Genomic DNA, 14,861 nt, shown 5'->3' with positions numbered 1-14,861 from the left:
TACTATTCATAGTGTTAGTTCAAGGCCTAAGATTACCACGTTCACATGACTTAGGAGATAAAAAAATGAACTTCACTAAAAATGGTATTGCAGTAGTAATCGGTGGCACGAGCGGTATGGGCTTTGAAACAGCGAAGCAATTAGTCGCTCAAAACATCCATGTGTTGGTTGTCGGCAATAACCCAACTAAGTTAGATAAAGCGGTGTCAGAACTTCAATCACTAGGCCATGCTTCTGGTTGGCAAGCTAACCTTTATGATGATGCGAGTGTGTCTCGCCTTATCGAACACCTTGAGTCGTTAGATGAAGGTATTGGTTACCTTGTTAATGCGGCGGGTTACTTCAACCCTAAAGCGTTTATTGAGCACCAAGAATCGGATTACGAGCAATACATGCAGCTTAATAAGGCAACCTTCTTCATTACTCAAGCGATAAGTAAATTGATGATCAAGAATGGCGGTGGCAGTGTGGTTAACGTTGGTTCTATGTGGGGCAAGCAAGCAATCAAAGCGACGCCATCTTCTGCTTATTCAATGGCTAAAGCTGGCCTGCACGCATTAACACAACACATGGCAATGGAACTGGCTGAACATAACATTCGTGTAAATGCGGTGTCTCCGGCTGTGGTTAAAACGCCGATTTACGAATCTTTCATCAAACCGGAAGAAGTGGATCAAGCGCTAGAAGGCTTCAACGCGTTCCATCCTATTGGTCGAGTTGGTTTGCCGAAAGACATCGCTAATAGCATTTCTTTCTTACTGTCAGACAGTGCAGATTGGGTAACGGGTGCAATCTGGGATGTTGATGGCGGTGTGATTGCTGGTCGTAATTAATTAGGATTCTTTTTAGGTGGCTGTCGCGTAGGCAAAATAGCAGCGAGATGGCCTCCTTGATGAGTATTCGCGTAGAATAGAAACTAGAAAGACAACAATAATAATTAAAACAATATTTAGAGTAAGGTCGTCATTATGCTCAACATGGACTTTTCAAAGAGACTGGTTATAGAAACCGAACCACTAGATTGGGTCGCGAGCCCTGCAAAAGGGGTATGGCGTAAGCCACTTGAAAGAGAAGAGAAAGAATCGGGCCACACGACTAGTGTGGTGAAGTACGATCCTGACTCTTCGTTTTCTGAGCACCCACATCCGCAAGGTGAAGAGATCTTCGTATTAGAGGGTGTGTTCTCTGATGAAACCGGAGATTTCCCAGCGGGCACTTATATCCGTAATCCGCCGGGCAGCGCGCATTCCCCATCCAGCAAAAATGGCTGTACGATCTTGGTTAAGCTCAACCAGTTTGACGCGAGAGACTTAACTCAAGTTCGTATTAATACTTTGGAAACAGAATGGCTTCAGGGTATTGGCGGCTTACAAGTGATGCCACTGCATGAGTTCGAACACGAGCATGTCGCGTTAGTGAAGTGGCCGGTTGGCGAACGTTTTCAGCCGCATCGCCACTTTGGCGGTGAAGAGATATTTGTACTTTCTGGCACCTTTAAAGACGAACATGGTGAGTATCCAAAACACACATGGATGCGCAGCCCACACATGAGTGAGCATTTTCCTTATGTGGAAGAAGAGACGGTTATCCTAGTGAAAACAGGGCATCTGCCATTGGATTAAAGGAATGCTCAGTAAAAGATGAGAAAGCCGCATTGTTTTGAACAAGCGGCTTTTTTTAGTTTTTATATATGAGCTGACTAGTACGCAACACCAATACGTTGGCGTGGGAATTTGCCAGCTTCGAGTTCATCAATCATCGCAATAGCGTAATCGCTGACTGAAATTTTGCTGTTACCATCTTCGTCGGTGAGCAGTTGATCGCCACCAGTGCGGTAGGTCGATAGTTTCTCGCCCGGGAATATTTCTGCGGCAGGGCTAACGAACGTCCAGTTAACTTCGCTATTAGATTGCTTGAACACTTCAAGAGCTTCGCCCTGTGCTAGCGCTTCGTTTTTGTAATCCGCAGGGAAGTCAGGAACAGTCACTAGCGGTACGTTTGGCGCTACTTCTAATGAGCCTGCACCGCCAACCCAAAGTAGACGTTCGATACCAATGCTTGGTAGTGTATCAAGCAGCTTAGTTGCTGTGCTTTTTACGATGTCGTGATTACCTAGAGCGCGTCCGCCAATCGAAGTAATGACTGCATCAACGCCGGATAGTGCGTTTGCTAGACTTGCGGCTTCATCTTGTAAATCAAATGAACGAACTTCAATGCCTTTGGTTTCCACGCGGCTTGCATCTCTTACAACAGCAACGACCTCGTGACCACGAGATTGAGCTTCTTGAGCGATGTGACTACCAATCCAACCTGATGCACCTAATACTGCAATTTTCATAATGTCTCTCCAATTATCTAATTTATTGAGTCGTTTTCTCGACAGCCATTGCAGTCTAATAGCTCACTAGGTTGCGATAAATATCGCAAAATGATGTAGATTGTATCTATATAGTGATCTAATAAGGTTCGATTAGCTGCGAAATAGTTCAAGGAGAGTGTGATGGATAGGTTGACGGCAATGCGTAGCTTTGTTGAAGTTGCGAATTGTGCCAGCTTCACCCAAGCAGCTGAGCATTTGGACATGAGTCGGTTGCAGGTTTCACGTCATGTTCAAGAGATAGAAGGGTGGCTGAAGCAGAGGCTATTACATAGGACGACTCGAAAGGTGAGCTTAACCGCGGCAGGGGAAATCGCTCTGCAACGCTGTGAGAAAATTCTCCATGAAACCGCAGAGCTAGAAGTCACTGCACTTAATCAAACCGAGGATCTTTCTGGAACCATTCGAATTGCTGCACCCATTGGTTTAACTCAAAACATGCTGTTGGATGTGGTTGAACAGTTCACTGAGCGCCACCCTAATATCACGGTCGAGTTGTTTGCATCGGATCGTTTTGCGCAGCTGGTGGATGAAAGAATCGATATTGCCCTTCGCTATACTGACCAACCTGACGATAGCTTGATTGCTCGAAAGCTAATGGTAATTGATTCAGTCGTGTGTGCCTCGCAAGCCTACTTGGACAAACATGGTGAGCCTGAAACGGTCGAAGCGCTTCGACAACACAATTGCTTTCGTCATTTGAATGTCTCGAAGTGGGATTTCGTTAAGGATAATCAGCACTATTCGGTTGAGGTGTCTGGCACTATCAAGGCCAATGATGTTGGAGTGCTAACTCGCGCTGCACAGCATGGAAAAGGGGTGGTTCGTTTACCTTGTGACTTAGCCAACCCACTGATTGCGAATGGCAAATTGATACGAATATTGGATGAGTTTGTTTCACCGAGTAGTGTGCTGTGGGCGGTGTATTTGTCTCGTAGTTATCAGCTGCCGGTTGTTCGTCAGTTCATTGATTTTGCCGCAGAAGCTTGGTCTAGCGATATCAAATCTGGCGATGTTTGAAACTTCATAGGCAATGATACATAGCGATAGAATTTTAAAAGCTCATAAATACAAAAATCCGATATCAATGGTGATATCGGATTTGAACTCAATAATTCAGAGTTCCAGCACGCTCTCCTCTCACGAAGTCTTTACATGTAATGATGTACGGATAATCGGGTATTTATTACCTTTTCGTTTACGTCTGGTAAAGGCTGATACAAGCTTCTCGTAATGTCGGATAATACTTGGTCGTAAACTTGCGACACGACGCTAGAGATATCACTGGTTAATTCGTACATGCTATCTGCCGGTTGGGTCGCTTCGTTACTTGATGCGATCTCTGAGAGTGCATGCATCGCTCGCGTACAAACCGGTGACCCACTACTAAGAGGGCAGATAATCGATAACTGGTTGAGTTTTCTGTGTGTCTGAGAGGCGTAGAATTTGAATCTCGCGTACTCCTCAGGCTTCTCCATATCAGGGATACACATTCGTAATTTGGTCAGGATCTCCATGCAATCTAAGATCTGTTGCCAATTCATGTGGTACTCACGGCTCATGTCTTCACGCTCAGACTGAATAAGCCAGATGATCATCACTTCATCCATTAAGAACATGCTGTGACGTATCGTTTTGCCATGAATCGATTGGTTACGCACCAAGCTACGGTTTTGCCAGTCGCTGTGCATGGCGATGAGCTTGAGGTGATAGATGCGATACATAGGGCGGCTATCAAACGACACATGGGACTGAAGCAGTTCAGATACTTCAAGTATGTTGTCGTAAATCTTGTTCACTTTGCGAATCGAGTCGCTAGACAACTTATAAGCTAGAGCATAGTGCGTTGCCGCGCGATGTTTGCGTGATAACAACAATAATTCTCTAAGCAGAACTAAGGTTTCAAACCTGTGTGATAGCGCTGTTTGTCTCTTCCTTGAGAAATGAAACAGGGCTGCAAGTACTAATAGGGATAAACCCACTGAAATAACTACAAACATATTCAACTCCTAATATTTGTATACCTACTTAGTGGTAGTGCAGACACCGTGCCAAAATAAATAAGTGTTATATTTCAGTTGCTTATGATTTCCCTGTAATTATGGATGATCAATGATGGTGCATGACTTCACCATTCTAGTGAATGTTTCTCATATTTTGCAGGATTTTTTGAGAGGTTAGTCGTGGGCGATGAGATGGAACTTAGATTTCTGTGTAGGAAATGAAGAAGGCCTCACCCTTTATATACTTTTAACTAGAAAAAGCAGTAAGAGTGAGACCTTTCAATGTTCATTTCTGAGTTTCGTTAGCTTAAGAGCTAAGCGTTTAGCACTAAACGTTACGCAAGCTTAAGGTCGAACTCAGTGCGGTACATAACCATATCTTCAATGGTCAGTACTGGCATGTTGTGAAGTTTGCCGAAAGCAACGATCTCTGGCGCTTTTGCCATCGTACCATCCGGATTGGTTACTTCACAAAGTACACCGGCAGATTGAAGACCAGCCATTTGCATAAGATCTACTGTACCTTCTGTGTGGCCGCGACGAGCAAGTACACCACCTTTACGAGCACGCAATGGGAATACGTGGCCAGGGCGAGCAAGGTCAGTAGGCTTAGCTGTTGGATTTGCAGCTGTCTTGATCGTTGTTACACGGTCAGCGGCAGAAACACCTGTTGTTACACCAACTTTCGCTTCGATAGTGACGGTAAACGCAGTTTGGTTTGCGCTGTTGTTATCAACAACCATAGGTGGAAGTTCAAGTTGGTTCGCTTGCTCGTCAGTTAGACACAGACACACAATGCCGCTGCATTCGCGGATCATAAGCGCCATTTGAGCATTCGTCAGGTGTTCTACTGAGTAGATGATGTCGCCTTCGTTCTCACGATCTTCATCGTCAAGTAGAAGTACGCCACGACCTTCGCGTAGAGCTTGCAGTGCATTTTCAACGCGAGTGATTGGTTCGCCAAATTCGGCAAGTAGTGAAGACTGATTCATGGTTAAACTCCTAAAATATCACCAGAATCAGGGCTGTATGAGGGATCTCAACCGAGCACAACAAAGCCTACTCATTACAAGTCAACTTTAGCTCATTATGGTTTTATCCAAAACGAAATGCACCCGCCTAAGTTGGAGGTACGAACCCAACTCACGCGGGTACGCCTTTCCAACTTAAACGAGTGTGTTTTCATTCTCTCTCATCCGGACTATAACCGTCGGCTCTGGCATCTCACCAGATCTGCTGACCTCGACGAATCGAGCGCTCGCGGGCTTATCTTTAGATTTTGCTAAGGACATACCGCCGGTGGGGAATTTCGCCCCGCCCTGAGAATAAAAATTAATAATCTGTTTTGCTTTTGAAAGCAGACCAGATGGTAATCCTTTCAATAGTGGATTTAAAGGACTGACAGCAAAGTTTTTAAGATTCTGGCCTTATAATCCGGTAAGTGTTCACTTTATCAGCAGAACGCGTCCGGTAGTCTATTAATGGGATGATGCCTTTGTCTCGTCTGGTTTCAGTGGTTTTTGCTATCTCTATGAACATAAATGGATGTTGAACATTATTGGTGCTGGCGTGGCTGTTCACCGAATCAATACTCAAGAGGTCCATTAATCGAATATTGTTACACCATGACGGCTGACTGACCGTTTTGACATAAAATTGATATTGACGATGCTAAGCTGCGATAGCATCCGACCACTTTATCTAAAAGATCTTAGCCATGACTTCTCTGTTCTCTAACAAATCCAAAGGCTTATTACTGCTCGTTCTAAGTTTGTATTCCCTCATACCCTTTTTGATCTTTGGATCTGACTTCGACCTTGGAAGTGCTGCTTTGCCTTTCTATGGCGCCTTCATAACGTTTGTGACTTACTCTGCGGGCAATCAAGGGTTCTTGGTAACACTAGCGATTTTGTCTTTAGTATTGTTCACGATGAAGTTTTCCAAAGCGAAGTTAGTCAGTCTTTGTCTGCAGCTCGGCTTGTTGTTGGTGCTTAGCTTTGCAGCGAAAACCTTCTTAAAGCATTCCACTGAGAGCCCTCGTCCTTATTCTGAGTATTTGGTGACGCAGGAAGTGGTTGATATGCCGGAAGTGTTTTACGAATTACCATTGGTTGAAAAGAATGCTGCGATTGAGTCTGTACAAGATAAGGTGAGCGAGTGGCGAACGCGTCACTGGTTGGGTGAAACTGACTACTCTTTCCCATCTGGACATATGATTTTCGTCGGTGTGTGTTTGGCGTTCTTTGGTGGTCTTCTCCTAGAGGCGAAACGCTTTTATCTAGTCGGCGGTTTACTGGTTTGGGCTGGTGGTGTCGCCTATAGCCGTGTTTGGCTTGGCATGCATCGACCAGAAGACTTAGCCGGATCTATTGCCTTTGCGGGTTTGATCTATTTATTGGTACCGCTTATCTCAGAGCAAAAAATAGAACGCTATTTACCTGCATTTTTGAAACAGACTTCTTAGGGATCCGTCCTCACTGCAAAAGAAGGGCTCAGATTAGCAGTACGTAATAAACGCTACTGATTGAGCCCTAGCTCTGCTTGCTTCTTTTTGGTTAGACCTAAGGACACAATTCGGTGTGACTCAATGAGATAGTATCTCAGCTCCTCATCCCTTTGTGGCGTGCTTTCAAACAGCTGAATCCATTTCATACCGCGTGAAGCAAAGTAGGGTGCGGGTTTATAGCCCGGCTCTTCTTTGAGAAAGTCGAAATTCTGATCGGACGCCTTGAAGATAAACGCAGGCTCATCTTTCGGTCCCCAACCACCAATCGCAAACACCTTGCCACCCACTTTCCAAACGTGCGAGTTATTCCACTGCATCACATAACTGGTTGCAGGCAGTGACTCGCAGAATGCGTTGAATTCGTCGTAAGTCATAGAGCGTCCTTTTATCTACTGGGTGTTTGTGTTGGTTTTCTAAGATGTCTTTCTTCTTCTTGTCTTTATCGCCAATAACTAGCCAGCTAAACCCTGCCAGATTGCCGTAAAGCCACTGAGAGAACATAGCAGTAATGAACCAATGCGTATCTTCTCTTTAGGGATGCTTTGTGTCGTCATTAACGCCACTTTGTAACCCAACCAAGCAGCAGGCAGCAAAGGTATAGTGATGATCAAGTGGTGTAGCGTGAAGAAGCCAATTGGGATCTGTACAACCAACGAAATGATCGAACTAAACACGAAAAACGCAGAAAGGTTACCACGAAGCTGATTGGCATCTTGGTGTTGGAGTAGCAGTGCCATCGGTGGACCACCAATACCAGAACTGGTGCCAAAGAACCCAGAGAAGAACCCCGCAATACCCATCTTAGTTGGGGTTGGTTCGAGTCTAAAGGGCAGTAGGCTAACAATCACGGCAAATACTACCAATAAGCCCAACCATAGTGATAACACGCTCGTTGAAACCATCACCAACAAAGCACCACCTGCCAGTGACCCCGGAATGCGGCCCAGCAATGCGATTTTTAATCCGCCAATAGAGATATTTGCTCGATGTTTAAAAGCGTTGAATAACGAGATAAACAGACCGATTAAACAGATAGGTGCAGGTACATAATCAGGAGAGACCAAAAACAGCAGTGGAGCTGCAACAATGGCCAAACCAAAGCCGATTGCGGTTTGCACAAATGAGCCGACAAAAATAAGTGCCATTGCGATAAGGACAGTCTGATCCATGTATTCCATAAGCCTGCGGATTAGTTTTAAAGGAGCGGGTGGATACTATAAATGAAAACCAAGAGAATAGTCTTATTATTCAGTGAGCTTTATGCCAGTTTCGCTAGTTATAGTTTCTATTATCGCGACCAACAAAAAAGCGAGTGAGTATCTCAGGATGCTTCCTTTCAATACTCACTCGCTTTATTGGAACGACTTGTTGTTTACACTAGTGGGGGAGTCAGTGTTAAACGTTAAGCCATTGCCAATTTCAGTCGCTCAATCGGCTTGTCATTGATTGGTAAATGGATAAGCGCTGCCGCAAATGCAAGTACCACGGTTGACCACCAGATTGGCTCGTAAGAACCGTAGTAATCGTAAATACGACCGCCAACCCAAGCGCCTAAGAAGCTACCCACTTGGTGAGTAAAGAACACCAAACCGTACAACGTTGACAGGTAACGAGCACCGAAGATCTGACGAACTAAGCCAGAAGTTAGCGGAACTGTACCCAACCAACAAAAACCAATCGCTGCACCGAAGATAGCCGCGGTTGACTCAGTAACAGGCAAAGTGACAAAAGCTCCGATAACCACGGTACGCACTAAGTACAGTGCCGACATTACATGACGCTTGCTGAACTTATCGCCCATCACACCCCAGAAGTAAGACCCGAAGATGTTGAAGATGCCAACGTAAGCCAGTGCCATTGCTGCGCTGCTCGCCGGTAGGTTTTTGTCTGCTAAGTAACTTGGTAGGTGCGTCGCAATGAACATCACGTGGAAACCACACACGAAGAAGCCCGCGTGAATTAACCAGTAACTTTTGTTCGCAAACGCTTCAGACAGCGCTTCTTTCAGTGTCTGGTTGTCTTCAATTTGTTTATTGGTTGCCGATTTCGGCGCTCGCATAAACAGTGCAAAAGAGATCATGAAACAACAAAGTACGCCAAATACTTGCATCGCACTCTGCCAGTCAAATTCGTTCAACATGTATTGCGCGCCCGGAATTACCGCGAACATACCAAATGAACCTGCTGCTGTGGTTAAACCAAATGCCTTCGCTGCGTGCTCTGCAGGTACTACTTTTGCTACCGCGCCTAGCACGATCACATAGCTCGTCGCACTCAATCCAAGGCCAACTAATGCGCCTAATGAAACGTAAAGCATGCTTGATTCGGTAGAAATAGAGGTAAGAAGTAAACCCAAACCGTAAGCACATGCGCCAGCAATAATGATGCGTCTTGCTCCCCATTTGTCAGCGGCCATACCAACAAAAGGTTGGAACACACCGAACAATAAGTTTTGTAGAGCAATAGAGAAGCTGAAAAACTCTCGACCCGTGCCGAAATGCTCTGAAATTGGCATCATGAAAATGCCGAATGATTGTCTGATCCCTAGACTGATAATAAGTGTGCCTATCCCTAGCCATACCAGTAAAGGAAAACGGAAAATGCTCATTCTAATACTCTTAAATTAATGGTGGTGATGTGAGTGGTCTTGCGCTGACATGTGTTGGTCAGTCATCTCATGGTGATGTTCGTGCCCAGAATGATCATGCCCTGACTGCTGGTGGCAACCACTGCTTACGGCATGCTGAGCCAAGAGATCAATCAATGGCTGACTGTGATGCACAATAACCAAACTAATGACGAGGAATAACGTCATTCTGGCAAGTTGGGCAAAAAGAGATTGTGAAAACATACGGTGTTGACATGCGCTCAATGTTGTAAGAAGTCGCGCATCATAGTGATGAGTCGGGTATGTATCAAATGACCATTTGTGATGTAGTCTATGCGTTTTATACATAGATTGTCGCTTGATTGGAATTGGTATAAAACGCGCTCAATAAATAAGAAAACTTGAAGCTCGTTAGTTAATAGAAACAAGTATCTAATTAAGAATGAAAGTCTAAATTAAGGCTTATAACTAGCTGTTTAATTTAAAGTTTCACAAAGCTGTAAAAACTAATATACAAACTAATCACTAAGCAACATTGCTCGTTCACTCGACTTATCTGTCAAACATCGTAAATTTGGGCATAAATCGTTTCAAGACTACTGAAACGCGATGTTAAAAGATTCAGGGAGAGTCATTCACATGGATAAAGATCATAATCTTCGCGAAAACTTACTGGCACTGATCTTAGGTAGCGCATTGGTTTCACTCGGCGTCATCTTTTTCAACCAAGTCGGTTTGCTCACCGGGGGCACGGCTGGTCTAGCGATCTTCATTACCAAAGTAACAGATTTGAGCTTTGGCCAAGTATTCTTCGCACTTAACTTACCTTTCTATATTTTGTCGGTTGCTCGTATGGGCTGGCGCTTCACAATCAATACGTTTATCGCGGTTTCGATTGTTTCGTTCGCCGTGGATCACTTGTATCACGTGATTCAAATTGCCGAAATTCATGCATTGTATGCAGCTTTACTTGGTGGTGGCTTGATTGGTACCGGCATGCTGGTGATTTTCCGTCACAAGATGAGCTTAGGTGGCTTCAACATTCTGGCGTTGTTCTTACAAGAACGTTTTGGAATTCGAGCAGGTAAGGTTCAGATGGCATTAGACTGCACGATTGTTGTGCTTTCTCTGTTCATTGTTGATGTGTCATTGGTTCTTCTGTCTGTGCTTGGTGCGATAGTCACCAACTTGATTCTAGCAATGAATCATAAACCGGGGCGCTATCAACCTGTGGTAAAAGCGGAAGCAGCATAGTTCGGTTCGCTCAAGCTCTAGATTTGCTTAAGTAAAGAGTGATTTGCAGATTATGAAAACAACAAAGCCAGCATTAATTGCTGGCTTTGTTCTATTGAAATAACGGATTCGATGTAACGATTAACACTTGCCGCAGCTGGCGTTCGGCTTAAGCTCGCAATCAATCACATTGCCTTGTTGATCAAGGGACAAGTTACAACACTCTTCAAACAGGTTCTTAAGATCAGCACGGCTTTTTTGCACGCGGGATTTAACCGTTGAATAGCTGACGTTCTGCGCTTCTGCGATCTCTTTTTGGCTTTGGCCTTTGATGTCGACCGCAAGCAGTAGCGATGAACTTTGTTCTGGCAATGCCTGAATAAAAGGTTCAATACACAATGAAAGTTTCTGCTTAAATTCAGAGTCGTGGTCTAAATCGGTAAACCACAGATCTTCAGCATCAATTTGGCTATCACGTTGTTGGCGTGCATGCTTACGGTAGAAGTCGATAATGGTGTTGTTGGCTAACTGGAACAGCCAAGCCTTAACACTGCTAGCATCTTGTACCTTATCTAAGTTCTGATAGGTCTTAATCAAGATATCTTGGAGCAAGTCGTCTACATCCGCAGAGTTGTTGACCTTTGAATGCAGGAATGACTTTAATGCTTGCTGATACTCGGCCCAGACTTGTTCGATCTTCAAAGGTGCATTAGTTGCACTGTTCATTTACGCAACATTCGTCTTGTAAGAAATCAATCACACCTTCTAGGCACTCATACTCCGCCACGCAGAATAGAGTTCTTCCTTCTCGTCTTTGGCTGATTAGGCCCGCAGACGCCAAGCTTGATATGTGGTGAGACAAGGTAGAACCGGGAATGCCTAGCTCTTCTTGTAGGCCGCCAACTGCAATGCCTTGGTAGCCAGCTTTAACGACACTCTTATAAATGGTTAGGCGAATAGGGTGCCCCAACTCTTTAAGTGCTTTCGCAACGACTTCTAAGTTCATATTAACTCCTCAAGATTTAATTTCGATGTTAGTCGAAATGTATGTCGAATTCAAATTTAAAAACGGTGTCTGTGTAAGTTATTGAAAAACTGTGTTTTCGAAAATCATTTCGATTTTTATCGAAATAATTCTTGTTCTGGAGCTGTTTATTTCTATAATTCGATAATATTCGAAATTAAGGGTTGGTTACTTTTCTCATAGAGCCCGACCTTCAATCCAGTTTGGAGTTAATTATGAGCAATGAAATGTTAACAATGCTGAAAGACGCACTTGATATGTTCGCTTTCTTAGCAGTAGAGCTAATTATCCTTTTCTTAGCGATCAGCTACATTGTTGGGATTCTTCAAGAGTTCCTTACACCAGAAAAGATTCAATCTATCCTGAGCTCACGTAATGGTAAGGGTTATGTAGTAGCAGCACTACTGGGTGCAATTACACCTTTCTGTTCATGTTCGACCATTCCTTTCTTAAAAGGATTGCTGCGTGCAAGAGCGGGTTTCGGTCCAATGATGGTGTTCCTATTTGGTAGCCCACTATTGAACCCAGTGATCATTGGTTTGTTTGTGATTACCTTCGGTTGGCAAGTTGCTGTGTTCTACTTCCTTGTAGCAATGACGGTGTCTGTAGTGGCTGGTTACGCACTTGAGAAGCTTGGCTTTGAGCGTTACGTAAAACCTGAAGCGTATGAATCAACAGGTTCAGCTTCAAGCTGTGGCACTAGCTGTGGTGATTCTGATCCTAAGAAAGCAGCACCGGTTAAAGCGGAATCTTCATGTGGTACAAGTGCATGTGGCGAACCTGCACCAGTAATGGCAAAAGAGACATCTTGCTGCGATTCTAAAAAAGAAGAGCCACAAGTAACGGTTTCATGCTGTTCAGCGGATGGAAGCGCAACAGCTGAAATCGTAGAGAAGAAAGAACCTAGCCGTTGGATGAGAATTTGGTTCTCAACTTGGAAAGATTTTAAACAAGTTTTCCCTTACCTAATGATGGGTATCGCGATTGGTTCATTCATCTACGGCTTCATTCCTACAGACCTTATTGCACAGTACGCTGATGAAGGTATGTGGTATGCGATTCCAGTAGCAGCCGTGATTGGTATTCCACTGTATATTCGTGCTGAAGCGGTAATCCCACTAAGTGCAGCTCTAGTACAGAAAGGCATGGCGCTGGGTTCAGTTATGGCATTGATCATTGGTAGTGCAGGTGCAAGTTTGACGGAAGTTATCCTGCTTAAATCAATCTTCAAGAACCAAATGATTGCAGCATTCCTATTCGTTATCCTAAGCATGGCGATGGGTGCAGGCTTCCTATACAGCTTCATCTTTGGTTAATCAGGTCTGATTTCGAGATAACACCATTGATACAAAGAGATAGATAATAAAAAAGAGCTCACATAGTTGAGCTCTTTTTGCGTTGAGACTATTAGTTCGGAGATTAGAAACCGCGAATATCAAGCTCATTGTTGATCAACACAACACACTGAGAAGCAAACAGCATGTTCGGGCCTAAGCTTATTTTTTCTGTCCCTAAGCGCTTTAAGCTGTTGTAGCTTTTCTTCGGCATAGGGATGTGATCAGTAAGAAGGAAACATGGGTTTTCAGCAATCTCTGCATCACGGATAAAGTCACCTTTCTTATCCATCATGTATAGCTGGTGGTCTTCAGCCAGTTCTTTGACTAGTTTTTCAAAGCTCATAGTGCGAACGACGATTCCCGGTTCAACCTGACGAGTCTGCTCTTTGGTCATACCTTGAGAAGCATCAACCGCTCTTACTACCGCTGATAACAATGCCGATTCATGAAAGCCACCAATGTTGGTGATCTCATTTGAATCGAAAGTGATCGTACGTGAAAAGTCTTTAGTACTTTCTAATACAAGGTGTACGGTGACATTCTCACGGTGAGATTGAGCAACGAAGATCGTGTTCATCAGAGTATGAGCCAGAATCTCAGTATGAGCATCTTGCCCAACACCTTCTAAGATAAGTTTGCTCTCTGTAGGGGCTGCGCGAGCGCGTAATACAAATGAACGCATGGAATGTACCTTGTCAGTATGTGATAAAGCGAAACGGGCTTTATCAACATGAATTGATGAATAACCAAAATTGTGGCGGTATGTAACTCTTTTCTATTAATGAAGTCAAATAGAGTTGCGTATAGCGCCAACCAGAAGAACTCTGCGTATTAAATAGAGAATGACCACATTACAAGATGGTAAGGGTTGAAGCGACCCAATGTTTACGTAGATAGTATGCGCAAATTATTAGGTGACTTACATAAGGAAGTAGTCGATGAAGTTACAGAAGATCAATAAAGAAGAATATAGAAAGAAGATGAACCTGCTGTTGGTTTCGTTGGTTGGGTCACTCGCAGTGTTCGCCATTGTATTCGGAACCATACTGATCGAGCTATTCGGTTCAGGGCAATCAATCGCAGGCGAATCGACAGGTAATTTCCACTTGAACGTATTAGGTGTGATCTTATCAGTCGCATTGAATGCATTTATCGCGAGCCGTGTGAAAGGGCATGATTACTTCAAAGAAGCGCTTTATGTATGGAACCTTAAACAAATCCATAATCAAATCTATCGTAAGCTCAAGCGTATTCAACCCAAAGCTGAGCAAGGCGACCGAGACGCGCTGACCATCCTTTATTTCTATTACACCACGCAAAAACAGGTATACGACCTAGACAACAACACATTGACGATAAAAACAGTTCAGCAATCGCTAGATAACATCCTAGAAGTGAGTGAGAAATGGAGCATTGAGCTAGATATAGAGGCTTTTTCGAAAGATCTAATCGCAAAGTTTTAAGTAATACACCCATTATTGTATGAGCTTTGAGCTACGAAAGAGCCTTTTGACGTAAAAGTAGCCACTTAAGCAAGTTTTTTGAATTTTTATCAAAAAAGGGGTTGCCATGTTTTCGATGATCTCTATAATGCCGCCTCACTGCCACGGCAGATGCCATAAGGCTTCAGCGGTAATCAGTAAGACGGAAAGTTCGAAAGAAATTAATTTTAAAAAGTGTTTGACACTTAAGATTAAATCGCTAGAATTCACGTCCGCTTTCAAGGGTTTCTTTGTAAAAAGAAAGTTTCGACAAGCAAAGCTCTTTAACAAT

General features: G+C 43.9%; 17 protein-coding genes and 1 riboswitch. Of the genes, 8 read left to right on the top strand and 9 right to left on the bottom strand.

What is annotated here, in order from left to right:
* The first annotated feature begins 65 nt into the window (after nucleotides 1–65).
* Nucleotides 66–833, top strand: a complete 768-nt coding sequence (locus tag AB4375_RS16780; protein WP_102285119.1) for an SDR family NAD(P)-dependent oxidoreductase — start codon at nucleotides 66–68, stop codon at nucleotides 831–833.
* A gap of 135 nt (nucleotides 834–968) precedes the next feature.
* Nucleotides 969–1,622 carry a cupin domain-containing protein gene (locus AB4375_RS16775; RefSeq protein ID WP_372052066.1) on the top strand — a complete coding sequence of 218 codons (654 nt, stop codon included), beginning with the start codon at nucleotides 969–971 and terminating at the stop codon, nucleotides 1,620–1,622.
* 77 nt (nucleotides 1,623–1,699) lie between these two features.
* On the opposite strand, the gene AB4375_RS16770 is transcribed toward AB4375_RS16775, so the two are convergent.
* Entirely contained in the window at nucleotides 1,700–2,338 is a 639-nt protein-coding gene (locus AB4375_RS16770) for an NAD(P)-dependent oxidoreductase (RefSeq protein WP_372052065.1), read from the bottom strand.
* Nucleotides 2,339–2,500: 162 nt separating this feature from the next.
* Here AB4375_RS16770 and AB4375_RS16765 point away from each other — a divergent pair, with 162 nt between their 5' ends.
* The gene (locus AB4375_RS16765; protein WP_372052063.1) at nucleotides 2,501–3,397 is read left to right on the top strand and encodes a LysR substrate-binding domain-containing protein; all 897 of its coding nucleotides are present in this window, start codon (nucleotides 2,501–2,503) and stop codon (nucleotides 3,395–3,397) included.
* Nucleotides 3,398–3,528: 131 nt separating this feature from the next.
* Here AB4375_RS16765 and AB4375_RS16760 read toward each other — a convergent pair whose 3' ends face one another.
* On the bottom strand, nucleotides 3,529–4,377 hold the full coding sequence (locus AB4375_RS16760) for a hypothetical protein (protein ID WP_372052062.1): 849 nt from the start codon (nucleotides 4,375–4,377) through the stop codon (nucleotides 3,529–3,531).
* A gap of 338 nt (nucleotides 4,378–4,715) precedes the next feature.
* Nucleotides 4,716–5,372 carry a 3,4-dihydroxy-2-butanone-4-phosphate synthase gene (gene ribB, locus AB4375_RS16755; protein ID WP_017054827.1) on the bottom strand — a complete coding sequence of 219 codons (657 nt, stop codon included), beginning with the start codon at nucleotides 5,370–5,372 and terminating at the stop codon, nucleotides 4,716–4,718.
* Between the two features lie 188 nt (nucleotides 5,373–5,560).
* Nucleotides 5,561–5,711: riboswitch (FMN riboswitch) on the bottom strand.
* Nucleotides 5,712–6,097: 386 nt separating this feature from the next.
* Between ribB and AB4375_RS16750 the strand changes: the two genes are divergently transcribed.
* Nucleotides 6,098–6,844, top strand: a complete 747-nt coding sequence (locus AB4375_RS16750) for a phosphatase PAP2 family protein (RefSeq protein WP_372052061.1) — start codon at nucleotides 6,098–6,100, stop codon at nucleotides 6,842–6,844.
* Between the two features lie 53 nt (nucleotides 6,845–6,897).
* On the opposite strand, the gene AB4375_RS16745 is transcribed toward AB4375_RS16750, so the two are convergent.
* From AB4375_RS16745 to AB4375_RS16735, 3 genes are all read right to left on the bottom strand, one after another.
* Complete coding sequence (locus tag AB4375_RS16745; RefSeq protein ID WP_017061695.1) at nucleotides 6,898–7,260, bottom strand: MmcQ/YjbR family DNA-binding protein; 363 nt, start codon at nucleotides 7,258–7,260, stop codon at nucleotides 6,898–6,900.
* A 78-nt stretch (nucleotides 7,261–7,338) separates the two neighbouring features.
* Nucleotides 7,339–8,064, bottom strand: coding sequence for a sulfite exporter TauE/SafE family protein (locus tag AB4375_RS16740; RefSeq protein WP_170963358.1), 726 nt, complete (start codon nucleotides 8,062–8,064; stop codon nucleotides 7,339–7,341).
* Between the two features lie 224 nt (nucleotides 8,065–8,288).
* A complete protein-coding gene (locus AB4375_RS16735; protein WP_372052060.1) occupies nucleotides 8,289–9,494 on the bottom strand; it encodes an MFS transporter in 1,206 nt (401 codons plus the stop codon).
* Between the two features lie 29 nt (nucleotides 9,495–9,523).
* On the opposite strand from AB4375_RS16735, the gene AB4375_RS16730 reads away from it, so the two are divergent.
* Nucleotides 9,524–9,673, top strand: a complete 150-nt coding sequence (locus AB4375_RS16730; protein WP_017061698.1) for a hypothetical protein — start codon at nucleotides 9,524–9,526, stop codon at nucleotides 9,671–9,673.
* Between the two features lie 460 nt (nucleotides 9,674–10,133).
* The gene (locus tag AB4375_RS16725) at nucleotides 10,134–10,748 is read left to right on the top strand and encodes a YitT family protein (protein ID WP_017065874.1); all 615 of its coding nucleotides are present in this window, start codon (nucleotides 10,134–10,136) and stop codon (nucleotides 10,746–10,748) included.
* 120 nt (nucleotides 10,749–10,868) lie between these two features.
* Here the strand turns inward: AB4375_RS16725 and sigZ are convergent, their stop codons facing one another.
* Both sigZ and AB4375_RS16715 read right to left on the bottom strand, forming a co-directional pair.
* The gene (gene sigZ, locus AB4375_RS16720) at nucleotides 10,869–11,453 is read right to left on the bottom strand and encodes an RNA polymerase sigma factor SigZ (protein WP_229648219.1); all 585 of its coding nucleotides are present in this window, start codon (nucleotides 11,451–11,453) and stop codon (nucleotides 10,869–10,871) included.
* On the bottom strand, nucleotides 11,437–11,733 hold the full coding sequence (locus AB4375_RS16715; RefSeq protein ID WP_004733042.1) for a helix-turn-helix transcriptional regulator: 297 nt from the start codon (nucleotides 11,731–11,733) through the stop codon (nucleotides 11,437–11,439). The genes sigZ and AB4375_RS16715 overlap by 17 nt, the downstream gene beginning before the upstream one ends.
* 233 nt (nucleotides 11,734–11,966) lie before the next feature.
* Here AB4375_RS16715 and AB4375_RS16710 point away from each other — a divergent pair, with 233 nt between their 5' ends.
* The gene (locus tag AB4375_RS16710; protein WP_372052058.1) at nucleotides 11,967–13,067 is read left to right on the top strand and encodes a permease; all 1,101 of its coding nucleotides are present in this window, start codon (nucleotides 11,967–11,969) and stop codon (nucleotides 13,065–13,067) included.
* 103 nt (nucleotides 13,068–13,170) lie between these two features.
* On the opposite strand, the gene trmY is transcribed toward AB4375_RS16710, so the two are convergent.
* Nucleotides 13,171–13,770 (bottom strand): tRNA (pseudouridine(54)-N(1))-methyltransferase TrmY, encoded by a 600-nt coding sequence (trmY, locus tag AB4375_RS16705; protein ID WP_017061702.1) that lies wholly within the window; start codon nucleotides 13,768–13,770, stop codon nucleotides 13,171–13,173.
* Nucleotides 13,771–14,026: 256 nt separating this feature from the next.
* On the opposite strand from trmY, the gene AB4375_RS16700 reads away from it, so the two are divergent.
* Entirely contained in the window at nucleotides 14,027–14,551 is a 525-nt protein-coding gene (locus tag AB4375_RS16700; protein ID WP_065584102.1) for a DUF3087 family protein, read from the top strand.
* Nucleotides 14,552–14,861: the final 310 nt, after the last annotated feature.

The organism is Vibrio sp. 10N.261.51.C6 (genome assembly GCF_041471785.1).
In the GTDB taxonomy this organism is placed as follows: Bacteria; Pseudomonadota; Gammaproteobacteria; order Enterobacterales; family Vibrionaceae; genus Vibrio; species Vibrio crassostreae_C.
This window is presented reverse-complemented; position numbering and strand designations above follow the sequence as displayed.